Source organism: Psychrobacter urativorans (assembly GCF_904846675.1).
GTDB lineage: Bacteria > Pseudomonadota > Gammaproteobacteria > Pseudomonadales > Moraxellaceae > Psychrobacter > Psychrobacter urativorans_B.
In genome coordinates this window covers 14046-39153 of the sequence record NZ_CAJHBT010000011.1, presented here as the reverse complement: position 1 = coordinate 39153, position 25108 = coordinate 14046, and the positions used below count along the sequence as shown (strand labels likewise).

The following is a 25108-nucleotide window of genomic DNA, read 5'->3' as shown; positions in this document are numbered from 1 at the left end:
TTTAACGATATAGTTCCCTGTTTTATCCGCTGGACTATTCATTGTTTATTTACTCTTACTGCGTGACGTCATGATACCGCAGCGACCAATAAAGCAAAAGGAATTGCGACCGCAGCTAAGTTCAGTAGCAATATTATTAGTATAAATGAGTATTAATCAATCATTATTGCTAGCAGTGTTGTTAATATGCCAAGCGGATAAACACAGACAACTACAATCCATACTTAGTGATCAGCTCGGTGCTTGTAGACGTTAATATATTACCATTAACGGACAACTATCAGCACCCAGCATCGCGCTTTGAAAGAGTTAAAGGAATATACATATGGAAGGTTTGGTCGAGATAGTAAACGGAATTATTTGGAGCCCAGCGCTAATCTATTTATGCTTGGGTGCTGGTCTGTTCTATTCCATCATGACGCGCTTCGTACAAGTGCGTCTGTTTGGTGAAATGTTAAAATTACTATTTACAGGTAAGTCCAGTGCTGACGGTATCTCGTCATTTCAGGCACTTGCCGTCTCGCTTGCGGGACGTGTGGGTATGGGTAACATCGCAGGGGTAGCTGCGGCTATCGGCTTTGGTGGCCCAGGTGCGGTGTTTTGGATGTGGGTTGTTGCCTTCTTAGGTGCTTCTACCGCCTATGTTGAAGCGACACTCGCACAGATTTATAAAGAAAAAGACGTGATTACTGGTGAATATCGCGGTGGCCCTGCTTATTACTTTGAACGGGCACTCGGTCAACGCTGGTATGGCATCCTCTTTGCGGTTGCCTCTATCTTGGCATGTGGTATGTTCTTACCAGGTGTTCAGGCGAATGGAGTTATCAACGCCTTCGCGCAAGTCATGGGTGAAGGCACCGCAATGAATGTCATGGGCCTAGAAGTTGGTTCTATGCGTCTGATTGCGCTAGGTATCATCCTAGTGGTGCTAGGCGTCATCATCTTCGGTGGTATCAAACGTATTGCAAGCTTTACCGAATACGCAGTACCCTTTATGGCATTAGGCTATATTGTCTTAGCTTTAATTATCATGGTCACTAACTATCAGATGATTCCGCAAGTATTTGGCTCAATTATCAGCGATGCATTCACGGCTCAAGCTGGCTTTGGTGCAGCAATCGGTTGGGGTGTTAAACGTGGTATTTACTCCAATGAAGCCGGTCAAGGTACAGGTCCTCACGCTGCTGCTGCTGCTGAAGTTGAACATCCATCACAGCAAGGTCTAGTACAGGCATTCTCAGTTTATGTCGATACGATATTGGTCTGTTCTGCTACCGCGTTTATGATCTTAACCATTGGTACTTATAACATTCAAGGTACGCTACCTGACGGTCAATTCGTAGTCCAAAACGTCGCAGCCGGTGTTGAGATTAACTCGCCCGCCTTCACGCAGATGGCGATGGAATCCGTATACGGTCAATTCGGCAATACCTTTATCGCCGTCGCCGTATTCTTTTTCGCCTTTACCACGATTTTGGCTTATTACTATATTGCTGAAGTCAACGTTGCTTATTTGACCCGCTTTATCAGCCGCGGCGCTCATAAAAAAGGTGTATTCTTAGTCAAAATCCTAATTATGTTGATGGTTGCTTATGGCGGCTTGAATTCAGCCGGTTATATCTGGGCGATTGGTGATATCGGTGTTGGTCTCATGGCTTGGCTTAACATTGTTGGTATCTTAGTCATCTTCTTTGTGGCAAAACCAACATTGACGATGCTCAAAGACTACGAAGCGCAGCGTAAAGCTGGAGTAAAACGCTATAGCTTTGACCCTGCTAAATTCGGTATCAAAAACGCGCCATATTGGGAAGAGCGTCATTTAAAAGAACAAGAAGCGCTTAAGCAAAGCTCACTACATAAAGACCCTAAATAACAGGTCTTAAGATGAGTTCAATTAACAATAGTGCTTAATTAAATGTGTTAAATCAAAAAAGCCTGTGGCGATAGTCACAGGCTTTTTTGTAGAATAAGCAGAGAGTATTGAACATTCAGCTGTTGATAGTTAAAACAGAGACTCCTTAAACCCTTTAAGCGGAAAGTTTTTAAGTAAGAAGAAGATTTTTAGGCAAGAATCCTGAATATATTCAAAGCTAAATAATTTCGTTACTTTTAATGGGATGGCGAAACCGAGCGAATAGCGAATATAGTATAGATAGTAAATCAAGGGAGGTTGACACTGTAGCGAAGTTATAGGGGTTTGACTATATAGGTTAAAACCTACCTACTCACCTTAACTCAGCCCACAAAAAAGCCCAGCGCGACTGGCTGGGCTTTTAGGTACAATTAATAAGCTAAGTGTTTATATTAAGATCTACTTACTCAGGCATCAATACCGTATCGATAACATGAATGACACCGTTAGTTGCCATTATATCTGTCTGAGCGATATTAGCAGTACCGCCACTAGCGTCGGTAATAACATTGTCATCACTGATAGAGAATGCTTGACCATTCACAGTGTCAATATTATCGCCATAAGGAATGTCAGCCGCTTTCACAGCCGTATTAGGAATGACATGATATGAGAGTACTTGGGTTAGCATTTCTTTATCAGCTAATAGCTCTTCTTGAGTCAAACCAAGTTTATCCAATAAACTAGCAAATGCCTCATCGGTCGGAGCAAATACGGTGAACTGACTGTCTGTTGACATTAAGGTAGTATCAAGTCCAGACGCCTCTAATGCCGCTGTTAATATTTTCAAATCGTCGTTTTCAGCGGCAATTTCAGCAATATTTTGCGTGGCGACTGTTTCCGCCATAGGATCAGTTTCGGCCATAGGGTCAGCAACCATAGGATCCGTTTCAGCCATAGGATCAACTACAGTCACATCGTCAGTTGCTACTACAGCCACATTATCAGTATCAGCTGGTGTGTCGGCAGTGTCATTGTTACTACAGGCTGCTAGTGACAACGCGGCCATCGCGATAGTTAACGGTAATAAAGTCTTTTTTAACATAGGGTACCCTTATGGATATTAAGTGAATGGTTTACTTAGTGAGTGATAGTCTTTTTTGACTAATAAACTGCTTTGGAAATAAGCAAAAGTGGCAACTAATAAAAACAGGCCGTTAATGATTAGTAGTTAATAGTGCTATTTTATTGACGAACCTTTACAAATAGCTGCAAATGAATAATGCCAATATCGATATATAGTAACCAATATTGACACTCTATTAATCAGCATATTGTAAACATTCGTTATATTCAACAATCTGGATCAATATTATTTCGGTAATAGTACTTTATCAATCACGTGTACCACACCATTAGTGGCCGCAAGATCGGTTTTAAGAAGAGTAGCAGTACGACCCATTTCATCCCTCAGCTTACCGTTTGAAGTCACTGTCAATGTATCTTTACTAATCATCGTGACATTGCCTGGCTTCACATCTCTGGCATAGATTGGCATCGAGCCATTAATGACGTGATATCCTAAAATTTTGGTCAATAGTGGCTTATTGCTAAACAACTGTGCTTTGGACATGCCTGTTTCGTTCAACAATTGCATAAAGGCATCATTGGTTGGTGCAAAAATAGTATAGTTGGCATTAGGTTCAGACAACATTCCCGCTAGTCCTGCTGCTTGGACCGCTTCAACCAATAATGAAAACTCGGCGTTACTTTGAGCCACTTGTACCACGTTCATTTTTTGCATAGATTGGCTATGGGTTGGCGCTTTTGCGGGTGCATTCTTTTGTGGCATCATATTATTACAAGCACTCAGTCCGGCTAACGAAATAGCAAGTGTGCCAATAGTAGCAATTTTAGTAAGTTTCATATTAATTTAATATCCTTGATAATGAAGTGTTTCTAGAGTGTTGTTTTACATACTTATAATTTTATGAGCTAACCTTTTTCCTAAAGGTAGTACATTATGACAGCTGTTTATAATCAGCGCCTAGGCAAGTTTTATTAAATATTTATTAGCGATACTTATTAAAATGCAAATTTTATGAATATAAACTAACATATTCACCAGCTTTATCATTTTGCGTTTACGCTACTTTTTGTAATAATGGTGTAATTTTTGCCTATTTTTTGAACAAAATACCACTTCTTATTTCAAAAGTCGGATTTCTGAGTAATTATTATGCTGACTGATATTTATTCACACACATAAAAATTTTGAGTCACTTCCTAATGATATAACCATTCATTCTATATACCGATACAGCATAAATTTTATATTGCTAAAGTTGAATAAAGCCATGCCCGTGAGTGCTGCATTTTTCATGCTAAAATACTAAGAATTTGCACCTTTTCCTTTTTATCCTTCCCCCTTTTTTCCTATTTTATAAAACTGACGACATAAGTAGTGTTCCTATGACCTCGATAACTTCTCCCCAAGATGATAATACCCCTGCTGCAACTTCCCCTGCCGCTGATGATTTTATACTGACGCCGCCAGTGCTATTTCCCTATAAAGCACAGCAGCTTACCGCGCGCGCGCGTATCACCGAACAGATGGCATCGCGAATTTTGATGTTAGATGGGGCGATGGGAACTCATATTCAGAACTATAAGTTGGAGGAGGCCGACTATCGCGGCGAGCGTTTTGCCGATATCAACCAAGATGTGCGCGGTAATAACGACTTATTAGTGCTGTCGCAACCGCATATGGTGAAGGAGATTCATACCGACCACCTTGCCGCTGGTGCAGATATCATCGAGACCAACAGCTTTAATGGCACACGCTTGTCGATGTCAGACTACGATATGCAATATCTAGTGCCTGAGCTGAATAGGGAAGCCGCGAGAATTGCCCGTGAAGTAGCTGACGAGTTTACGGCTAAGATGCCTGAGAAGCCACGCTTTGTGGCTGGAGTCTTGGGGCCAACATCACGCACCTGTTCCCTGTCCCCAGATGTCAATGACCCTGCATTTCGTAATATTACCTTTGATGAATTGGTGCTCAATTACCGGGAGGCGACATTAGCGTTAATGGAAGGCGGCGTTGATATCATCTTAATTGAGACTATCTTTGATACGCTCAATGCCAAAGCAGCGATTTTTGCAGTGACGGGGGTGTTTGATGATATCGGCTTTGAGCTGCCAATTATGATATCGGGTACCATTACTGATGCCTCAGGCCGAACCCTTTCAGGACAAACGGCTGAAGCGTTTTATAACTCCATTCGCCATGCCAAACCACTCTCTGTGGGCTTTAACTGTGCGCTAGGCGCGGATGCGCTCAGACCGCACATTCAAACCCTATCGAACATTGCCAATATGTATGTGTCCGCGCATCCTAACGCTGGTTTGCCCAATGAGTTTGGTGAATATGACGAAACTCCTGAACAGACCACCGCGCTGTTAGAAGGCTTTGCCAAAGCGGGTATCTTAAATATCGTCGGTGGTTGCTGTGGTACTACGCCTGAGCACATCCGCCAAATCTCCAATATGGTCGCCAAGTTCCCACCGCGGGTGATTCCTGAGATTCCACCTGCCTGCCGCTTGTCTGGACTTGAACCTTTTACTATCACCCCTGAAAGCTTGTTTGTGAACGTCGGGGAACGTACCAACGTGACCGGTTCTAAGAAATTCTTACGTTTAATCAAAACTGAAGCCTATACCGAAGCGCTTGATGTTGCCCGTGACCAAGTTGAAGGCGGCGCGCAAGTCGTCGATATCAATATGGACGAGGGCATGCTGGACTCCAAGCAGGCGATGATTCACTTCGTCAATTTGGTATCCGGTGAGCCTGATATCAGCCGTGTTCCTTTGATGCTGGACTCCTCTAAATGGGACATCATCGAAGAAGGCCTCAAGCGTACCCAAGGCAAATGTATCGTCAACTCCATCTCCTTAAAAGAAGGTCACGATGAGTTCGTTGAGCGCGCCAAGTTATGTATGCGCTACGGTGCCGCCATTATCGTTATGGCCTTTGATGAAGACGGACAGGCCGACACCTTCGAGCGTAAAACTCAAATCTCTAAGCGTAGCTATGACGTACTGGTCAATGACGTGGGGTTCCCATCGGAAGACATTATCTTTGACCCCAACGTTTTTGCGGTCGCCACTGGTATCACTGAACACAATAACTACGGCGCAGACTTTATCAATGCCACGCGCTGGATTACCGATAACCTGCCTAATGCGATGGTATCGGGCGGTATCTCTAACGTCTCCTTCAGCTTCCGTGGTAACCCGATCCGTGAAGCCATTAACTCCGTTTTCCTCTATCACACGATACAAAACGGCCTAACCATGGGTATCGTCAACCCCGCCATGCTTGAGCTGTATGATGACATCCCTAAAGAAGCACGCGATGCCATCGAAGATGTGATGTTCAACCGTAATCAAGGCGAGACCGGACAAGATGCCACTGAACGCCTGATGACCATCGCTGAGAATTATCAGAATGGCGGCAAGAAAAAAGACAGCACGGTCGATTTAACATGGCGTGAAGGCACGGTTGAAGAACGTATTGCCCATGCCTTAGTCAAAGGTATTACCACCTTCATTGAAGCCGATACCAAAGAAGCGTGGGAGAAATACCCGCGTCCATTGGAAGTTATCGAAGGGCCACTGATGGATGGCATGAATATCGTCGGTGATTTATTTGGTTCTGGTAAAATGTTCTTACCGCAAGTAGTGAAGTCCGCGCGCGTTATGAAACAATCGGTCGCATGGCTTAACCCGTACATTGAAGCGGAAAAAGTAGAAGGTGAAACCAAAGGTAAAATCCTGATGGCGACGGTCAAAGGCGACGTCCATGACATTGGTAAAAATATCGTCGGGGTGGTACTAGGTTGTAACGGTTATGACATCGTCGATATGGGCGTGATGGTACCCTGTGAAAAAATCCTTGATACCGCACTTGCCGAAAAGGTCGATATCATTGGGTTATCTGGGTTAATCACGCCCAGCCTTGATGAGATGGTCTATGTCGCCAAGCAAATGCAAGAGCGCGGCATAACCTTACCACTGATGATCGGCGGTGCAACGACTTCTAAAGCGCATACCGCGGTCAAAGTCGAACCACAATATCAAAACAACGGCGTCATCTATGTGGCGGATGCCTCACGCGCAGTCGGCGTGGTCACTAAATTATTATCCAAAGAGCATCGTCAAGGTTTGGTTGATGAAACTCGCGCAGAATACATCAAGGTACGTGAACGCTTGGCCAAACGCCAACCCAAAGCCGCCCAGCTATCGTATGCTCAATCTATCAAAATTGGCTTTAAGGATGATTGGGATAACTACGTGCCGCCCACTCCTAACGAGCAAGGCCAAGTGATATTTGATGATTACCCAATAGATAAATTAATCCCTTTTATTGACTGGACACCGTTCTTTATCTCTTGGGGACTGGCGGGCAAATACCCCAAAATCTTACAAGATGACGTGGTTGGCGAAGCGGCACGCGACTTGTTTCAGAACGCCGAAGACATGCTCAGAAAACTGATTGATGAGAAATTAATTGTTGCCAAAGGCGTGTTTAAAATCGCCCCAGCAAGACGTACCGGCGCGGATACGGTTACCGTTTATGATAATGACCCACAACAGGGCGGTACGCCAGTCTATCAATTCGAGCATCTGCGTCAACAAAGCGATAAGGCCAGCGGCAAGCCCAACTATAGCTTGGCGGACTTTATCTCGCCATCGGAAACCCATACCGATTATCTTGGCGGCTTTACCGTCTCAATAGCAGGTACGGAAGCAGTCGCTGAAGCGTATAAAAACAACGGTGATGACTATAACGCTATCATGGTACAAGCCTTGTCTGACCGCTTAGCGGAAGCCTTTGCTGAGCATCTGCATAAGCGTATCCGTACTGAGTATTGGGGCTATCTGTCTGATGAAGGCTTGAGTAATGAGGAGCTGATTAAAGAAAAATACGTCGGTATCCGCCCTGCTCCTGGCTACCCTGCCTGTCCTGAACATACTGAAAAAGGCAAATTATTCGAATGGATTGGCACCGGCGATGCTATCGGTACCATCTTGACCGAAAGCTATGCGATGTGGCCTGCCTCATCCGTTAGCGGATTCTATTACTCGCATCCTGAAAGTGTCTACTTTAACGTCGGTAAAATCAGCATGGAGCAGTTAGAGAGCTATGCTGAGCGTAAAGGCTGGGATATGAAAACGGCTGAGAAGTGGTTGAATCCGAATTTGTAGGAAATATTTACTTAAAAAGGGTGCTGAGATTATAAGTCTCGGCACTCTTAATATGTTAACTTTAAAAAAACATACATATAAATCTACGGAATATTATTAATTGTAGATAGCTCTTCTTCTATAAAAACAGCAATTCACCAAAATAATATTTTTAGAAGGTAATACATATGATTATCTTCTAATCTAAGCTATCTAAAAGTATCTTTAACACATGGTATGCATGTTCGTACACTTTTCTATGATCCTTATTGGGTACAATTTCGCCATGAAAAAGAGCATTTCTAAGACCATATATTATTTCTATCAAGCATTTAAAGACCTTTTCCTTATCGTCGATAAATTTGTATAACCCTATCTCTAAGCAATTGTCAATATCATTTGTTAGTAGAGACTCATATTTAAAAGGATTTGCTTCATTAAAAGCATGGGTAATTTGTTCTTTTTGCTTACTTGATAAGCTTAAGTAAGCACTTTTTCTAGAAAAGTCATTAATATCATATGTTCTGCTAGTGTAGTTAAGAATAGTTAAATTATTAGAGTTTTTGATAGTTACTAGGATGCTACCAAAGTCATTTCTAGTCATTTCAATTTTAACGAAGTATTCTATTTTATTATTTCGAAAGCTTTGTATTAAATTACTTCTATCCACTTCGCACATAAATTTTTCAAAATATAATCTCTCTCCTCCATTATGGACGGCTAATTCCATTAGACTTTTATGAAGCGAAGCAAACGAAGCTTTGAATAATGTAGCTTGTTCGTTTTCCGAACCAAGAAGACCGATAGCCTTGTTTCTAATACTATTACTCTCATTTTTAATCTTATTAATAGCTTCTCTATCACTATTGATACCTACATACTGATTTTTATACCAAGCATTAAATGATATCCAAGCCTTAATGAAATAAGTAAAATAATCTATATCCGTTAAAGTTTTCCACTTTTCAACGTTTTCCACATAACCATTAGCCATACTATCTAATATCCTATTACTCTATCAAACCTAGCTTATAATTCACTAGAGCCTTACCTTCACCATTTTCAATAGCATACTCAACTAGCTTTTTAGCATCTTCCAATAACTGCTCACTTTCTGCCTTGAGATGAAAGCTTTGTTGGATTAATTCAGCAATTTTCTGCTGAACATTAATATCTAACAAAGGGATAACTACTTCTTCAATTTCCGATGGTTTCCAATGCTGGATAATTGAACCTCCAGCGTCTCGCTCAGCCTGTAGCTGCACCACTATAGAATTCAAAACTAAAGTAAGATAATCAGGCAAAACTTTAGCTTCATCTTTAATATTAAGATGTAATACTGCTCCTGAAGTAATACCATCAATATCTTTAGCTACTTTATATGCCATTCCTACTGTGCCATCTTTACTCAATAGGATAGTATCTTTCTTAGGACGGATAGTGTCACTATATTTATATTCGTCGAGATGTATATCAGGTTGAATCAATCCAAACTTAGTTAAGTTAGATACTCTATAAAAAGGTGTTCCTGTCTCTTGATAAGCCTCTGAACCAGGCTCAATCGATTTTTGAACGTATGCCAAATTCTTTAATTTATCATGAGGTGCTGACTTAACTTGTTCAATTATCTCGTCATATTTAGGTTGGTAATACTCAGCATCTAATCTACCTGTTTTTAAAAAACTATTTTTTATAGACTTAATATTAATGCTTTGTTGATTTGAACTAAAACCAGATAATCCTAATTCTATTAGTAATAACTCCTCAGATTTAAAATATTTATCTTGAGAGTCATTTAGTTTATTAAAAGCAGTATAAACTATATTCTCAATTTTTTTATTAAAAAAACCTTCAAGCTTAGGTACTCTAATTTCTCTAAATTTAGCAAGACTAAAATTAGATTGATTACCCTGCATAGAAAACTTTTTTAGTTCAGCTTTTCCATACTTGCAATTTAAGAATACTATCAATGCTGCTGAGCTAATCTTATCTTGAATAGGACGTATTTTAAACAGATGCGACTCATAAACGAAAGGATAATCTTTTGCCACTAATGCAGACTTCCCGACTAAATTAGGGTTGCCGTTAGTTCGACATATTAAAATATCATTTTTTCTTAGTCTATGTTTCTCAAAGTCAATTTCAGTAAAATTATGCGCAAACTGTTCTGGCTGTCCAGTAAATATAGTATCAAACTCGTTCATTCTTAATGCTAAGTATCCCCTACCTTCACTATTCATACCATAAATAGAATTATACTCAGCATTATCAATAATATTTTCACCTAAATAGTAATTATTAGATTCAAACGTCTCTATAGTATAGAACTCAGACTCTAACCTTAAAATACCTTCTGATACTATTGAAAAACCAATCTCACTGATCTCTAACCCCTCTAACAAAGCTTGGTATTTTGCTTCATCAAAAGGGCTTAGCTCTTTCCCACAAAAGACAGTTTCTCCTTCTTAGCAAACTCAACGAAGGCTTCAGCGATGCCATCTTGAGTTAGTCCATCATGGTTAAACAAATCATGTTTAACAATTAAATGCCCGTGGTTGTCTAGTAAATAGTCATCTAAACCTTCTGCCCCACTGTTATAAGTATTAACAACTTCAGCTACGCCATCTTCACTAGCGTCCATATTGATTGTATTAGCTTGAGGGTAGTCTGATTTTTTGACGAATATTTTCTCACCTCCACTATCCTTACTAGGTTCCTGCATAGTAGCGAAAAATATTGGGTAATCCTCAATCTTGGGACATAACACTCCCTTTTGTGGATCATCATTCCACTTTTGTACCAAGAGCACACTTGTTTTAGTGCCTGTATGAGGCTTGAATACATTGCCATGTAATCCGACTACTGACAATATTCGGCAACGACCTGCAATAAACTCTCTAATATGTTTATCACTAGAGTTATTAAAACGACCTTGAGGTAAAACGACGGCCATACGACCGCCAGGCTTCAAAAAGTCTAGATTACGTTCTATAAATAAGATATCTCGGCCAACTTTAGATTGCTGCTTACCATCTGTTTTATGCCCTAGCTCATACTTTGATAATATACGACTTTCTTTAATATCGCCTGCGAATGGAGGGTTCGCCATCAAAACATCAAAAATAAAATCTCGATCTTGATTTTTAGTTGCTCTCAGCTTTCTTAGTCGCTTCCAACCTTCATGATAAATATCTCGCCAGTCTTCATCTTCCGTTTTATCGCTCCAACGTTCATAGTCCAACGTATTAAGATGTAGAACGTTAGTCTGCCCATCTCCTGCGATGAGATTCAAGGTACGAGCCACTCGAACCGCTTTTTCATCGAAGTCGATAGCAAAGACCTTATCGGTCACATAGTCTAACTGCTCAGGGAAACGCTCTTCAGCAGTAAAGAGATGACTAGCTTCTAGCCCTCTTGCTTTAAGCTGCTTTTCCCATACATGGAATATAGAATGAACAGGGAAGCCGCAGCTGCCAGCTGCCGTATCAATTATCGTCTCTTCAGGTTTTGGATCAAGCATTTTGACACACATATCAATGACATAGCGAGGCGTGAAGTATTGTCCCTTTTCCCCTTTACTAGATTTATTGATTAAATATTCAAAAGCCTCATCAACGACATCAAGGTTAGAATTGAATAACTTAACTTGCTCAAGTGAAGAAATACAAATCGCTAGATGTGATGGTGCCAGCGTAATCTTAGCACTGGTACTAAATACCCCTTCCCATTTACTTTTTGCTTCATCGAATAAATTTTGAATCTTTTCTTTGAGCTGAGTCTCTGTCTCACCATAGTTACGGAATTCAAGATGACGAATTTTATTGCGGGTACTTTCCATCTCATCGTATAGCTTGGTAAAAATAAGTTGAAATAATTCTTCGAAGACATCAACCCCAGCGTTCGCTAACACCTCATCTTCCATTTCTAAGATAATATCTTTGAGCGATTTACGCTCATTGACCAATTTATCCTCTTGTATTAGAGTCTCAATCGTCCAGCGCTCTGTTAAAACATCTGGTAACGTTTCATGAACCTGTGGAATGCGAGGGATGTCTTTAAAGTAGTTTGGATCACGGCGATTATAAAACGAGATTGATTCACCATTTGTCCATACTCCAATTGGCGCACCGGTTGCATGACAATAAGACTTAAGCTGATCTTTACCATCTTTAAGCTTAGGCTTTTTCATCTCTACCATAATATAAACAGAGGTAGTATGGTCTTTATCAAAGATAACGATATCTGCACGCTTTGTTTGTCGTCCAAATGCTACAGGGTACTCTACCTGCATACGCTCATATGGATAGCCGAACTCTTGATTCAACGTCAATAGATACAACTGTCGAACGATCTCTTCTGGCGTTATACGTATATCTTTTTTACGAACTAAGCATTCAACATATGGTTTAGTACCATTTCTTTGTGTTTTATCAAATATTCTACTTTCAAGCTCTTCAATCTGTTCTTGCTTAAATTGAGTGAGATTGTATTGCGAATCTTTTAAAATGGTGGCTATATTACTCATTATTTATCCAAATTAAATATATGCTGTTAGTTTTAATATTTTACCATGTTACTTTTGATTTTAGTCATTCTGATGTGGATATCTTAGCTTTCTACCTTACTATGATAAATACTTAATTTAACTACTTATCATTACTCTCACTCTTATTGCACAGACACTTCTCAGAACAATAAATCACTTGTTCCCAATCCTTTTCCCATTTCTTGCGCCAGCTGAATGGGCGCTGGCAGACGGGGCAGATTTTTTTATGCCCTATAATATTTATTCTGATAGTTTAGATGCCTGTGGACTAGTAAGTTTGGACAACCTGCCATCTCTGCCAAACTTTGATTTGGATAGTTTCAATCTAAAAAGAGAGTCGAGTTCATGACGACTTGCTAACAGCAACAGTCGCCTCCCCCCAATAGTGATAACCAACAACATTTACCCCCTGCGTAAATCCTTGGTTACCCGACACCTCAAAACCAGCTTGTGCTATAAGCTTTTCAATATCCCTATCAAGATGACAGCCTCCTGATACAGTCTTCCATACAGGGGTAATAATTTGTTGTATTTTACCCACTGATTTGGGCTTCGGCGCTAAGCCGTGCTCAGCATAATACAACTTACCAAAAGGTTTCAGAACTCTTTTAATTTCACTTAACGCTTGGATAGGATTAGGTATAGAACATAAGGTAAAAGTCATCACGACACTATCAACGCTATTATCCTCAAAGGGTAGCGTTTCGGCAGACAACGGCTTAGAAACCAACTCAATACCTGCTGTATCAAACCGTTCTTGTGCCAATGGATGTATGTGCGGGTCAACCCCTATCACTCGCTTGACTCTCTGTTTGTTATAAAATTCAGCATTAAGCCCACTGCCAACACCAACCTCTAGAACTACGCCACTGGCCTTTGGTACAATAAGCTCTCTTTGTCTGCTAACAGTTTCTAATGCACAGACCTTATCTATTAATACAGGCAAGACCTTATTTTCATAGATTCTTTTGATACTTGTCAGTTTTAAAGTCGGTCTTGAGTTCATGATTGTCCCTGTATAATTATTTGTGATATTGACTCTTTGTTAATGACGGCATTTATCATGTAGCTGTATATCTAATATCTAAGCCTGAGGAAGATTAGCGTCTTTGTATTTTATTCGCCCGTTTTTACCCGCCGACACTTATCAGAACAATAAACGACCTGATCCCAATCCTTTTCCCACTTCTTACGCCAACTGAATGGGCGCTGGCAAACGGGACAGATTTTTTTGCGGTAAGTTTGCTTTTAACCCTCTCCCTCTCATTGCTGATGTTCTACACTCTCATACTTCTTAATCCGGCGACACTGGTCTGAGCAATAGACCATGCTTTCCCAATTTTTATCCAACTTTTTACTCCAGCTAAACTCTCGCTGGCAGACAGGACATTCTTTTTTCCGTACATTCTTTTTCTTGTGCGCCATACTTTTCTCACTACGTTGTTTAAAACATAAGTTATTTGATAAATGGGTCACTTAGTACTAGTCTTAAACCTTCAAGATTAACGCCCCCACACTGGCGATCGCGCTAGTCCACCTGTCTTATTGCTGATAGTGTAACTGGTTCCACCTACTAATGAACGTATTACTAAACTGCTGCTTTTTTGCCCGCTACTTTGCCCACTTTGCATAGGATATAGCGCATAGCTGCCACTTGGGGATAACCGTGCTGGCTCATCAAGTCCGGTCTCTGCCAAGTTTATCACTTGTCCGCTACCTAAAGTCATAACTGCGGCTTGCCGACCATTTAGATAGCCCATGCGCCTACCATCGGGACTCAGTTGCGGGCTAGCAGCATAGCCGCCCGTGGCAATTTGCGAGTTGCTATTGGTCGCAAATTTATAGCGATAGATGCGCGGACGACCCGCGCGATTTTTATCACTGACATAGACGAAGCTTTTGCCATCCGGCGCGTAACTTGGCTGCACCTCAGTACTCGGTAGCTCAATTAACTGAGTGGTGGTGCCTTTGTTTAAATGTAGCTCATAGATATCAGCATTACCGCCAACCGTTGAGCTATAGAGTAGCTTTTGTCCATCGGGTGAAAACGTCGCTGATAAATTGCTGCCATTGGTATTTACGACCAGATTACGGCTTTGATTACGCCGATCATAAATATAAATCTTTGGTTGCTCACGCAATGCTTGCTTACTATAAGCCAATAATTTCCCATCCACTGACCACGCTGGCGAATAGATATAACCATTCAGCTGCTCAATCAGTTGCCTATCGTTACCATCGGGGCGAATGGTATATAGCGAGGATATTTTTGCCGCGCCAAAACCTTGTTCCTCTACATAAGCAATGCGCCCAAGGCGGTCACTGCTTGGCATCTGCGCTGTCAGCGGATTAATAGCAGGGCTATTATTGACGGTCTGGTTGGTAGCCATGGTTAACGTTTGACAGCCTGTTAATACGCTGATGATTGTGGCCAATGTGGCAAGCACTGCTGTGTTTCTCATACTTTTTATAGGAGACAGGTTAGTCGTTGAATGATGCATAAAATAAAGTCCAATAATAATGGCTTTAGTGTAGCTTAATCTATGACAATTTTTTTAACGGAAATTTGATAAAAACTTGTTAAAAAAAGCCCCACTACATAATAGTGAGGCTTTTTTATAACAGTTTGAAAATTCTACTGTTTTTATTATTGTTAGAATTTATCTACAGTTAATTACTTTTAGTTATTGATAACTACTTAACAACTATTTGTTAACCGCTTGGAAATGCGCTACTTGATTGGCATTAGTAATCGTCAAGATAGGCGTATTTTTTGCGTTTTTGCTCAAGCTATATTTACCTTGTACGGTAGCTAAGGTAGCCGTATCAAAGCTAGCTTGTGGCTCAGGGCAGGCCATCATAGTGCTAAGGCTGTTCTGAATTTGGACATTGCCATTAACCACTTGGTATTGAGCACCCATGTTGTTACAAGTGTTCATATAAGAAACGCGATGTTCACCATTAACACTCATGAAGTTCAAAGTTAAAGGTTTTGACGGATTAAAGAACAGTTGGCTGACTTGCTGACCATTGGTGCGCTCAGCATCAACGAGCTGCCAGTTATAGGCTTCTAATTTATCAGTAGTGATTTGCTGAGTGGTTGGCGCGGTAACGCTTGGAGTAGTTTGGCAACCGGCAGCTAATGTACCTACTGCTAATACGCCTGCCATCATTACTTTAGTCATGTTTTTCATATAAACTCCTAGAAGGGTTAAATCAAATTATTATGTTAGTTTACTCAAAATGCTTAACTCAAAGTCACGCACAGCTCATTGTATACGAGTTATGTTGCTATGATGATTACGATCATGAGTATTTTTATTTATTATTCTATTTTATTCTTATTTCTTTTTTTATCGCTTCTACTCATTACCGCTAATTTTTTATTATTATCATTTTTTTTGTTGTCGCTATTTTTATTATTTTTGCCTAAACGGTGAATCCATTATGGCTTGTTAGACTATGACTGTCATGCAGGATTATGTATAAGCTTTAATAAAATATTGTTCCAGCGTATAGACCTTTTGCTACTATCTATTGCCAGTTATGACATTAACTGCTAACTGTTTATTGGCTTGCTGTTGCCTGTTAATTGTTACCTGCCAATTGTGATTTAAAAATGAATGTTATTTTAGCAAGATAGTTTTACAAACAAGCAAAATGCCTTAAAACCGACACTGGCTCATTTATGATATAATTTAGTCACATTAATTTCATAACTATAAGTAAGATAATAATGATTAAACAAGCCCTCATCCAGTCCCCTGAAGCTATAGCAAAAATGCGTGTCGCCGGTAAACTTGCCAGCGATTTACTGGTCATGTTAGATGAGCATGTCAAAGTAGGCATTAGCACCGAAGCGTTAAACCAAATCGCCCATGATTATATCGTCAATGTGCAAGACGCTATCCCCGCGCCACTGAATTATAACGGCTTTCCTAAATCCATCTGCACCTCAGTCAATCACGTAGTCTGCCACGGTATCCCCACTGAGAATAAAATCCTAAAAGATGGTGATATTATCAATATTGACGTGACGGTAATTAAAGATGGCTACTACGGCGATACCTCCAAAATGTGGATCGTCGGTAATGGCTCCATCATGGCGAAGCGTATCTGTAAAGTGGCGCAAGATGCCCTATATGCGGGCATGAAAGTGGTAAAAGATGGCGTACGCTTGGGCGATATCGGCGCAGCTATTCAAGAAGTGGTCGAGCCTGAGCGCTTTAGCATTGTGCGTGAGTTCTGTGGTCATGGCATCAGTAATGAGTTCCATCATGAGCCCCAAGTCATGCATTATGGCAAAAAAGGTACAGGCTTTGAGCTGAAGACCGGAATGACATTTACTATTGAACCGATGATTAATGAGGGCAAATGGCAGACCAAAATTCTACCGGATGAATGGACGGCAATTACTAAAGACCGTAAGCTGTCGGCGCAGTGGGAACATACGATGGTCGTGACTGACAATGGCTGTGAGGTATTTACCACTCGTCCTGAAGAAGACTTAAGCTTCTTAACCCAGTAAAATTATGAAAGATCGCTTAGGCGGTCTTTTTATTGCCTTTGTTTTATGACTCGTGTTTTTTAGTAGCCATGTTTCTTACTACCCATATTTTAAACTCTTAATCGGATAACACACATGTTCACATGCGATGTCGCCTCCATTTATCTTACACCGCTGCCGACTTTACCTGCAAGACAGGGTTCGAACACTACGGATTTGGATGCCACCTCCGCCACGGAAAAATCACTATTTGGGCTTCCGCAGTGGCTGATACAGATTAATGACGATATCAGTCGGGCGCTTGAGCGCGGGGTCAATATTCGCCAATTGGTAGCGGCACGTGCTTGTGCAATTGATGAATTGCTTATCGCATTATTCAATTGGTTTGAGTTGGACAAAACGGATTTAGCGCTGTTCGCGACGGGTGGTTATGGTCGCGGGGAACTATCGCTATATTCAGATGTCGATATTTTGTTGCTGGCACCAAATGATATTGCAGTAGAAGTTAGCGCCAAGATTGATAGCTTAGTAGCGATGCTGTGGGATATTGGTTTGGAGCCGGCGTTAGCAGTGCGCAGTATCGATGATTGCTTGGCAGCGGCCCAAAATCATACGGTTGCCAGTACCTTATTAGAGACGCGCTTATTAATTGGTAATGAAGTATTACAAAACATTCCTGATGGAATCGTCAATAAGCTCTGGTCACAGCGCGACTTTTTTGAGGCTAAGATTGCTGAGGCCAAGGCACGTTATATTCAACACAATGCCACAGAATTTAATCTTGAACCTAATATTAAAACGGCACCTGGCGGTCTGCGCGATATTCATATCATTGGTTGGGTGACGAAGCGTTATTTTCGTGTCGGAAAGCTTTATGACTTGGTACAGCAAGGATTTTTGACCGAAAAAGAATTCGATGAGCTAAACTTCGCCGAAAGCTACTTATGGCAAATACGCCATTATTTACATGAACTAACCGGACGCAATGAAAACAAGCTGTTATTCGATTATCAGCGCGAAATAGCCCAACGCATGGGTTACGAAACTCAGCCAGATGATATACCCAATGCGGCGGTAGAGCGCTTTATGCGTGATTATTATCGCTGCGCCATGCAGATATCGACGCTGTCTGAGATGCTGACCAACCATTACTATGAAACCATTATAGAGCCGAGTCTGCCGGATAATGAGCGTCCGACCAAGCGGCCGCTGAATGCGCACTTTAATCAAATTGGCGATCAGATTGCCATCGCTCATCATCGGGTTTTTGCCCAGCATCCTGAGACTATTTTAGAGATGTTTTTATTAATGGGGCAATATGGCATCAAAAAAGTACGCACCCGAACGCTACGCGCCCTAAAGGTTGCGGCTCGCGGTATTGATCAAACTTATCGTGATAACCCTGAGCATCAAGCATTATTTTTGGCCAATTTAAAAGAACAAAATTATTTGTTTCAACGTCTGCGTGCGATGAATCGCTACGGGGTATTGGGCAATTATATTCCTGCTTTTGCGCAAGTCACCGGTCTTATGCAATTCGACTTATTTCATCGTTATACTGTCGACGCACATACGCTATTTTTGATTCGAATATTGCACCGCTTTACTGATGCGCAATATTATGAAGATTTTCCATTAGTCAGCGCTATTTTTCAGCGTATTGAACGCAAAGAAATTTTAGTGTTGGCTGCCATGTTCCATGATATTGCCAAAGGTCGCGGCGGCAATCATAATCAGCTTGGGGAGACGGAAGCCATTGAGTTTTGTCTTACTCATGGTATGAGTAGCGCCGATGCGCAGTTAGTCGGGTGGCTGACCCGCCACCATCTTTTAATGTCGAAGACTGCGCAGAAAAAAGACATCTCCGACCCTGAGGTTGTGACTCATTTTGCAAATTTAGTAGGCAATGTCACCCATCTTAATCATTTGTATGTATTAACCGTTGCTGATATGAATGCTACCAATCCACAGCTTTGGAACAGCTGGCGGGCAACCCTAATGAAACAGTTGTATGCGCAAACGCGGCGTATCTTACGCGCGGATATTGATGCCCCAACCAATCGCCACGATATGATCAGTGCCACTCGTAAACAAGCATTGACCCTGCTGGATAATGTTGACAATCAGCATATGGATCGCGAGGAGGTGCTGCAATTGTGGGATGATTTAGGTGATGAATACTTCTTAAAAGAGATTGCTGAAGACGTCTTGTGGCATACTGAAGCCATTCTAAACCATCCGCCGATTGGCCACGCCTCTAACGCTGAGAGTACGCCACTTATTGTCCTGCGCGAGCATCGGGAGCTGGCACTTGATGCAGTACAGGTCTTTGTTTACACTCAAAATCAGACTAATTTATTTGCGGTAACGATGGCGGTATTTGATCAAATGAATTTGGACGTTTTAGATGCGCGTATCATCACAGCAACTCGCGACTTTGCCCTAGATTCTTATGTATTGTTAGATCATAGTGGCACATTATTGGCCGATGAGGACAGCCAACAAGAGCTAAAACAGCGGCTGGTTGATGCCTTTAAAAACCCAACGACGCCGAAGCTTACGCATAAGCGCATTCCGCGTCATCTCAGGCATTTTGAAGTGCCTACCATTATTAGTTTTGAGTTCAATGAAGCCTCAGATCAGCATATCATGAGCCTGCAAACACTTGACCAACCAGGGTTATTAGCGCGAGTCGGTCAAGTATTTTTGCAACAGAAGATTGAAGTTCATGCGGCGCGCATTACCACTTTAGGCGAGCGCGCAGAAGATATGTTTTATATCAGTGACCAACAGGATAAACCGCTATCGACTTTGAGGCTTGAGACCCTGAAGGCGGCACTCACCACCAGTCTCAGTATACGTACAGACAGCAGTTATAGTTAAATAGCTGTGCTTAAACTATAAAAATTTAAATCACACTTTTATATATCATACGACCGGCGTGAGGTAGCAGCTCATCGTCAGCAAGCTCTGGTGGTAAAACTCTCGCCTCTATTTCATGCTGTGCTAACAACAGTCGTCCGGCCTCAATCTCTTTTTGTAATAGACACTGCAAGCTTGCTAGACGTAACTGCGCCTCATAACGCTCATGAATTTGCTGTAGCGAGATGGGGGTATGCGAATGAATATCAGGAAAAATGCTGTCATTAGCTAAGATAACCATTTCGTTCAGCGCTTGTTCACGTGCCAAATCTGCTTTGACAATACTATTTTGTAGATGATTGGCCAGCCGGCCTTTAGCAGCAAACAATACGATAAAAATCAGCGTTTGTATCCCAAACACCGCCATGTACTGCCATAGGTACCACTGCACACCGATCAGTTTGCTAACTAACATCAGCACAATAGCTACCACCACATAACTGACCAGTTGCCAAAGCAGCCACATAATGAGACTGTTATCCCCAAACCAAAAAATCTGCCGCTCTTTGAGCATAATAAGACGCTGACGGGCTTGCCACCATTGCTGCTCGCGACGTTGCAACTCTTTATAAAATTCCGTACGCTGCTCACTATCATTGGAGAAAATAGGCATATCAGTCAGTCATCCTCATAATAAAACGCTGTAATGCACAACGGTCATTGTATTTATGGTTATCAGTTATAAGGCAATTATTGATAGTTAATAATAAGTGGGCACGAATCTACACTACAGATATGATATTGGCCGCATATACACAGAGAATTTAGTATTAAATATTTAGCTTTAGACGTCTTGTGTTAAACAGCCACTGACGCTATTTCGGATAAAATTGAGCCAAGGTTAACTCGATTTATGGCAGCGTATATCCGCATATCCATATGTATAAATTAAGAGCATTCCTCAATATAAATACCTGCGTAAGAAGAAAAGGACAAAAAACAAGAGAAATGCTACACTGCTTAAATGTAATTTTTCGTTATTGCTGTATTATATTCTGTTTTATTATAATTACGCAATGTCACTTATTGTTACCACTCCTTACTTTCACTTAGTATAGTTAACCTAATTATGAATCACAACCTAGCTCAGCTCCACCCTTATCCTTTCGCTAAGATGGCAACCTTACTTGCCGATTGTACGCCAGCCCATACCTACTCTGAGATTAAGCTTGGCATTGGTGAGCCAAAACATGCGCCACCCGCCTTTGTGCTGGACGTCTTGCAAGAAAATTTGGACAAATTATGTCGTTATCCCACCACTAATGGCACTTTTGAGCTGCGCCAAACCATCGCTCATTGGCTAGAGAGGCGCTTTTTTCTGCATCATGTCGATGCCAATAAGGAAGTATTGCCAGTAATGGGTACCCGTGAGGCCATTTTTAGCTTTGTACAAGCCGTAGTAAATCATGGTAAAACCACTGAGCAACTATCTACGACCCATCAGAATAACAAGCCGACAGTGGTGATGCCCAATCCGTTTTATCAAATCTATGAAGGCGCAGCCATACTAGCACAGGCGACGCCGTACTTTGTGCCCTGTACTTTAGATAATGATTTTAAGGGCGACTACCGCGCTGTGCCCCATGACGTTTGGGCGCAAACGCAGCTGTTATTTATCTGTAGTCCGAACAATCCAACCGGTTCGGTAATGACAATGGATGATTGGGAATTTCTTATTCGCCTATCAGATACCTATGGTTTTATCCTTGCCAGCGACGAGTGTTATAGCGAATTATATTTTGATGAGCCGCCGATTGGCTTATTACAAGCCTGCGCTACCCTTGGCCGTGATAGCTTTAAGAACTGCGTGGTGTTTCATTCGTTATCGAAACGCTCAAACCTACCGGGCTTACGCTCAGGCTTTATCGCGGGGGACGCCTCTGTCCTACAATCATACCTACGATACCGCACCTATCAAGGCTGCGCGATGCCCATTCCACATCAACTTGCCTCTATTGCGGCGTGGCAAGATGAGAAGCATGTGGCACAAAATCGAGCGTTATATCAAGAGAAATTTACGCTATGGATGGCTGAGTTAGGTACATTGTTAGGTTTACGAATGCCAGAGGCGGGATTTTACTTTTGGGTGAAAGTTCCTGAGCAGTTCGACTGTGATGATGAAATCTTTGTCAAAGCGCTGTATGAGCAGGCTAATATCCATGCGTTAGCAGGTCGTTATTTATCACGGGAAGTTAACGGTCGCAATCCCGGACAAGGCTATGTACGCATCGCTCTCGTCGCTAGCGTGGAAGAAAGCCGCGAAGCCATCAGCCGTATCCGTGAATTGCTAAATAGCTAGGTGAAATCAAAGCATAAAAAATATCCCTGACATCGTTAATGCTATGAGCCCTTAAATAATGCTATAGTAAAAGGATATTGCTACAGCCATCAAGGATGATGCCATGCCCCATCTTGATTTTACCCAGCCGCCATTCGACGTCTTAAGTCTCGCTGAGCGTCAAAGCCTCAAAAAACACACCCAAGTACGCTATCTTGCTACCAATGAAACCTTGCCGACTGATGATTTACAATATTTTTTTGTGGTATTAAAAGGGCAAATTGAGCAAACCCTCAATGGTGAGTTCGTCGCCTTTTATCTAGGCGGTAAGGATTCCGACCAGCTCAATAGTAATGATTGGTTTGACAGTCGCCGTCTGCCCGAAGCGCAAGATGATGACTCAACAAATACCCAGCAGTCTAGCTATCAATATCGCGCTGACGAAGATACGTTATTATTACAAGTTGATGGCGCGGCGATGAATAAAATTAGCGCCCAAAATTATCTAATACGGCAATTATTATCCGATAAGCTACCGGAGCGTTTAAAGGCTTTGGCACAGCGGCGCAGCGGGCAAGTTCAAGCATTGAGGCCGGGTTCAACGAGCTATACCGCCCAGCAAGAAGTACAGCAAATTATGCTCCAGCCCGTGACTGATGCTACCTTATTACCAGTACACATCATTGATGCTGACAGCAGCTTACACCATGCGGCGCATACTATGACTGAGGCGGGTCTTAAGCATGTTTTGGTGCGTCCTACAGGTCATTTATCAGAAGCACTAAGCTCAGACCGCGCGCTGGGTATTCTGACCGATTCCGATATTTGTCGCGCCGTTAGCGAGCAGCAAGACCCTGCCACCACCACCTGCCAGCACTACGCCAGCTTTAACTTACATACTATTGATGCGGATGACGAAATCGGTGATGCGATGTTGACTATGACCCGCTACCGTATTCATCGGCTGCCCGTTATCGATGCGGATGGTAAAGTCGTAGGTATCTTGGGGCAAAGCGATATGCTCGCCCATATCGGTCATCACTCGCAACTGATTAGTATCGAAATTGAGCAAGCAAAAGATCTCACTAGCTTACATACAGCGGTGGAGCTGATTGGTCGTTATATCCGCGCACAACAGCAAAATGGCGTCAAGATTGGTATTGTTAGCCGCATGGTGCAAACACTGAACGCGCAAGTTTTTACCAAGTTATGGCAACTTATCGTACCAGACGAGGTAGTGAAAAACACTTGTGTGATTGTGATGGGCTCAGAAGGTCGCGGCGAGCAAATTATGCGTACGGATCAAGATAATGCCCTTATTATCAGAGATGGCTTTTCGCATCCGGATTTGGCAGAGTCTGCAGATACTTTTAATAACCATTTGGCAATCCTTGGCTATCCGTTATGTGATGGCAATATTATGATGACCAATCCCATGTGGCGGCAGCCGCTTAAGCCATTCAAAGCACAAATTAGCTTATGGTTTAGGAACACCGATCCCATGCACAGTATTTATCTATCGGCAATATTGGACGGTGAGTACGTTTGCGGTGATAAGACACTATTGACCCATATCCGTGAGCATTTAAAAACCGCCCATCAGCGCTCGGATCCTATGTTTGTCCGTCAGTTTGCACGGGCGGCCTTACAGTTCGGTGAGGTAAATCAGTGGTGGCAAAAGTTTGTACCACTGTTAGGTAAGCCCAGCTCAGATGATATCGACCTCAAAAAAGCAGGGCTTTTTCCATTAGTCCACGGCATCCGCGCATTAGCGCTAGAGAATGATATTTTGCAAGTTCCCAGTACCAAAGACCGGCTAAAAGCCCTCGTACAAATACAAGTCTTAACCCAAGAACGTGCCGATACTTTAGGTGAAGCGTTAGAGTTTTTTATGGCGCAGCGCTTGGCCGTAGCTCTATCCACAGCCGACAAATATGCGCATCAAGTTGACCCTACTACCTTGTCGGCGCTTGAGCGTGACGTCTTAAAAGAATGCTTGGCAGTGGTCAAGAGCTTTAAAGCACAGTTGCGGCAACACTATCAGTTAGAGGTGCCGTAGATGACTCATAAGTGGGTTAGGATATTTTATAACACGTCTTATGGAGTGACTCATGAGCTGGCTTAAACAATTATCCTCCTCATGGCAAAAGACGCAATTACAGCGTCCTGAGCTGGCATCCATGTTTGAGCCGCCAACGGCTGGACAGTGGGTAGCGATCGATTGTGAGATGACCGGACTGAATCCGCGCAAGCATCATCTACTGTCGGTAGCAGCCATCCATGTGAATGGCAATACTATCGATACTGGTAATGGTCTACATTTAGTTTGCAGGCCACCGGTGATGCCCGACCGCGATACGATTGTCATTCATGGGCTGCGTACTGCCGATGTTGAGCACGGTATCAGCTATGATGAGATGCTGGCGTTACTGCTGCCCTTTATTAATAATCGTCCAATAGTTGGGTTCTGTCCGCAGATTGATACCGCGTTTTTGAATCCTTTGGTCAAGCGCTATATGGGTACATCGCTCCCTAATAAAGTAATCGATGTGCGCCATTTATACAGTCGGCGAATGGGCGACCGCACGCAAGGTATTCTCAACCAGTCGCAGCATTTAACCAACATCTTAGCGCATTACAATATCCCTGAACTGGGTACTCATGATGCTTATAATGACGCAGTAATGACGGCAATGGCTTTTTTGCATGTGCGCTGATGTTTAGTTTCTACGCGAAAATAGCAACTCATGTTAC

19 protein-coding genes are annotated in these 25108 nt (G+C 42.2%); 7 read left to right on the top strand and 12 right to left on the bottom strand.

The features are described 5' to 3' along the window. Window positions 1–325: 325 nt before the first annotated feature. A complete protein-coding gene (locus JMY06_RS06795) occupies window positions 326–1873 on the top strand; it encodes an alanine/glycine:cation symporter family protein (protein ID WP_201617429.1) in 1548 nt (515 codons plus the stop codon). Window positions 1874–2315: 442 nt separating this feature from the next. On the opposite strand, the gene JMY06_RS06790 is transcribed toward JMY06_RS06795, so the two are convergent. After that, window positions 2316–2957: a fasciclin domain-containing protein gene (locus JMY06_RS06790; RefSeq protein ID WP_201527449.1), complete on the bottom strand. Its 642-nt coding sequence runs from the start codon at window positions 2955–2957 to the stop codon at window positions 2316–2318. A 267-nt stretch (window positions 2958–3224) separates the two neighbouring features. After that, window positions 3225–3779 (bottom strand): fasciclin domain-containing protein, encoded by a 555-nt coding sequence (locus JMY06_RS06785; protein WP_201617427.1) that lies wholly within the window; start codon window positions 3777–3779, stop codon window positions 3225–3227. Between the two features lie 545 nt (window positions 3780–4324). Between JMY06_RS06785 and metH the strand changes: the two genes are divergently transcribed. Next, window positions 4325–8122, top strand: coding sequence for a methionine synthase (metH, locus tag JMY06_RS06780; protein ID WP_201617425.1), 3798 nt, complete (start codon window positions 4325–4327; stop codon window positions 8120–8122). A gap of 178 nt (window positions 8123–8300) precedes the next feature. Here metH and JMY06_RS06775 read toward each other — a convergent pair whose 3' ends face one another. The 9 genes from JMY06_RS06775 to JMY06_RS06735 all read right to left on the bottom strand — a co-directional run bounded on the left by JMY06_RS06775 (window position 8301) and on the right by JMY06_RS06735 (window position 15841). Then, window positions 8301–9095 carry a hypothetical protein gene (locus JMY06_RS06775; RefSeq protein WP_201617418.1) on the bottom strand — a complete coding sequence of 265 codons (795 nt, stop codon included), beginning with the start codon at window positions 9093–9095 and terminating at the stop codon, window positions 8301–8303. A 16-nt stretch (window positions 9096–9111) separates the two neighbouring features. Beyond that, entirely contained in the window at window positions 9112–10503 is a 1392-nt protein-coding gene (locus JMY06_RS06770) for a restriction endonuclease subunit S (protein WP_201617416.1), read from the bottom strand. Between the two features lie 29 nt (window positions 10504–10532). After that, window positions 10533–12440 (bottom strand): N-6 DNA methylase, encoded by a 1908-nt coding sequence (locus JMY06_RS06765; protein WP_413786898.1) that lies wholly within the window; start codon window positions 12438–12440, stop codon window positions 10533–10535. 307 nt (window positions 12441–12747) lie between these two features. Continuing rightward, on the bottom strand, window positions 12748–12882 hold the full coding sequence (locus JMY06_RS06760) for a DUF2256 domain-containing protein (RefSeq protein ID WP_413786899.1): 135 nt from the start codon (window positions 12880–12882) through the stop codon (window positions 12748–12750). 108 nt (window positions 12883–12990) lie between these two features. Further along, window positions 12991–13653, bottom strand: coding sequence for a class I SAM-dependent methyltransferase (locus tag JMY06_RS06755; RefSeq protein ID WP_201527457.1), 663 nt, complete (start codon window positions 13651–13653; stop codon window positions 12991–12993). A gap of 110 nt (window positions 13654–13763) precedes the next feature. Further along, window positions 13764–13874, bottom strand: a complete 111-nt coding sequence (locus tag JMY06_RS06750; RefSeq protein WP_201527498.1) for a DUF2256 domain-containing protein — start codon at window positions 13872–13874, stop codon at window positions 13764–13766. 36 nt (window positions 13875–13910) lie between these two features. Then, entirely contained in the window at window positions 13911–14072 is a 162-nt protein-coding gene (locus tag JMY06_RS06745; protein WP_201527458.1) for a DUF2256 domain-containing protein, read from the bottom strand. 77 nt (window positions 14073–14149) lie between these two features. Then, window positions 14150–15037, bottom strand: a complete 888-nt coding sequence (locus JMY06_RS06740) for a Xaa-Pro aminopeptidase (protein ID WP_227672222.1) — start codon at window positions 15035–15037, stop codon at window positions 14150–14152. A 315-nt stretch (window positions 15038–15352) separates the two neighbouring features. Continuing rightward, complete coding sequence (locus JMY06_RS06735; RefSeq protein ID WP_201617410.1) at window positions 15353–15841, bottom strand: META domain-containing protein; 489 nt, start codon at window positions 15839–15841, stop codon at window positions 15353–15355. A 542-nt stretch (window positions 15842–16383) separates the two neighbouring features. Between JMY06_RS06735 and map the strand changes: the two genes are divergently transcribed. Beyond that, entirely contained in the window at window positions 16384–17175 is a 792-nt protein-coding gene (gene map, locus JMY06_RS06730) for a type I methionyl aminopeptidase (protein ID WP_201617408.1), read from the top strand. 114 nt (window positions 17176–17289) lie between these two features. Next, window positions 17290–20037 (top strand): [protein-PII] uridylyltransferase, encoded by a 2748-nt coding sequence (gene glnD / locus JMY06_RS06725; RefSeq protein ID WP_201617406.1) that lies wholly within the window; start codon window positions 17290–17292, stop codon window positions 20035–20037. 25 nt (window positions 20038–20062) lie between these two features. Here the strand turns inward: glnD and JMY06_RS06720 are convergent, their stop codons facing one another. Beyond that, on the bottom strand, window positions 20063–20689 hold the full coding sequence (locus tag JMY06_RS06720; protein WP_201617404.1) for a hypothetical protein: 627 nt from the start codon (window positions 20687–20689) through the stop codon (window positions 20063–20065). A gap of 456 nt (window positions 20690–21145) precedes the next feature. On the opposite strand from JMY06_RS06720, the gene dapC reads away from it, so the two are divergent. The 3 genes from dapC (at window position 21146) to JMY06_RS06705 (ending at window position 25071) form a co-directional block, all read left to right on the top strand. Further along, entirely contained in the window at window positions 21146–22375 is a 1230-nt protein-coding gene (gene dapC / locus JMY06_RS06715; RefSeq protein ID WP_201617402.1) for a succinyldiaminopimelate transaminase, read from the top strand. Window positions 22376–22478: 103 nt separating this feature from the next. Next, on the top strand, window positions 22479–24413 hold the full coding sequence (locus tag JMY06_RS06710) for a DUF294 nucleotidyltransferase-like domain-containing protein (RefSeq protein WP_201617400.1): 1935 nt from the start codon (window positions 22479–22481) through the stop codon (window positions 24411–24413). A 52-nt stretch (window positions 24414–24465) separates the two neighbouring features. Continuing rightward, the gene (locus JMY06_RS06705) at window positions 24466–25071 is read left to right on the top strand and encodes a 3'-5' exonuclease (RefSeq protein WP_201617392.1); all 606 of its coding nucleotides are present in this window, start codon (window positions 24466–24468) and stop codon (window positions 25069–25071) included. The last annotated feature ends 37 nt before the right edge of the window (window positions 25072–25108 follow it).

Excerpts from the sequence above, each read along its gene's own strand:
- JMY06_RS06795 (WP_201617429.1), top strand. The coding sequence starts at position 326 with ATGGAAGGTTTGGTCGAGATAGTAAACGGAATTATTTGGAGCCCAGCG.
- JMY06_RS06790 (WP_201527449.1), bottom strand. The coding sequence starts at position 2,957 with ATGTTAAAAAAGACTTTATTACCGTTAACTATCGCGATGGCCGCGTTG.
- JMY06_RS06785 (WP_201617427.1), bottom strand. The coding sequence starts at position 3,779 with ATGAAACTTACTAAAATTGCTACTATTGGCACACTTGCTATTTCGTTA.
- metH (WP_201617425.1), top strand. The coding sequence starts at position 4,325 with ATGACCTCGATAACTTCTCCCCAAGATGATAATACCCCTGCTGCAACT.
- JMY06_RS06775 (WP_201617418.1), bottom strand. The coding sequence starts at position 9,095 with ATGGCTAATGGTTATGTGGAAAACGTTGAAAAGTGGAAAACTTTAACG.
- JMY06_RS06755 (WP_201527457.1), bottom strand. The coding sequence starts at position 13,653 with ATGAACTCAAGACCGACTTTAAAACTGACAAGTATCAAAAGAATCTAT.
- JMY06_RS06745 (WP_201527458.1), bottom strand. The coding sequence starts at position 14,072 with ATGGCGCACAAGAAAAAGAATGTACGGAAAAAAGAATGTCCTGTCTGC.
- JMY06_RS06740 (WP_227672222.1), bottom strand. The coding sequence starts at position 15,037 with ATGGCTACCAACCAGACCGTCAATAATAGCCCTGCTATTAATCCGCTG.
- JMY06_RS06735 (WP_201617410.1), bottom strand. The coding sequence starts at position 15,841 with ATGAAAAACATGACTAAAGTAATGATGGCAGGCGTATTAGCAGTAGGT.
- map (WP_201617408.1), top strand. The coding sequence starts at position 16,384 with ATGATTAAACAAGCCCTCATCCAGTCCCCTGAAGCTATAGCAAAAATG.
- glnD (WP_201617406.1), top strand. The coding sequence starts at position 17,290 with ATGTTCACATGCGATGTCGCCTCCATTTATCTTACACCGCTGCCGACT.
- JMY06_RS06720 (WP_201617404.1), bottom strand. The coding sequence starts at position 20,689 with ATGCCTATTTTCTCCAATGATAGTGAGCAGCGTACGGAATTTTATAAA.
- dapC (WP_201617402.1), top strand. The coding sequence starts at position 21,146 with ATGAATCACAACCTAGCTCAGCTCCACCCTTATCCTTTCGCTAAGATG.
- JMY06_RS06710 (WP_201617400.1), top strand. The coding sequence starts at position 22,479 with ATGCCCCATCTTGATTTTACCCAGCCGCCATTCGACGTCTTAAGTCTC.
- JMY06_RS06705 (WP_201617392.1), top strand. The coding sequence starts at position 24,466 with ATGAGCTGGCTTAAACAATTATCCTCCTCATGGCAAAAGACGCAATTA.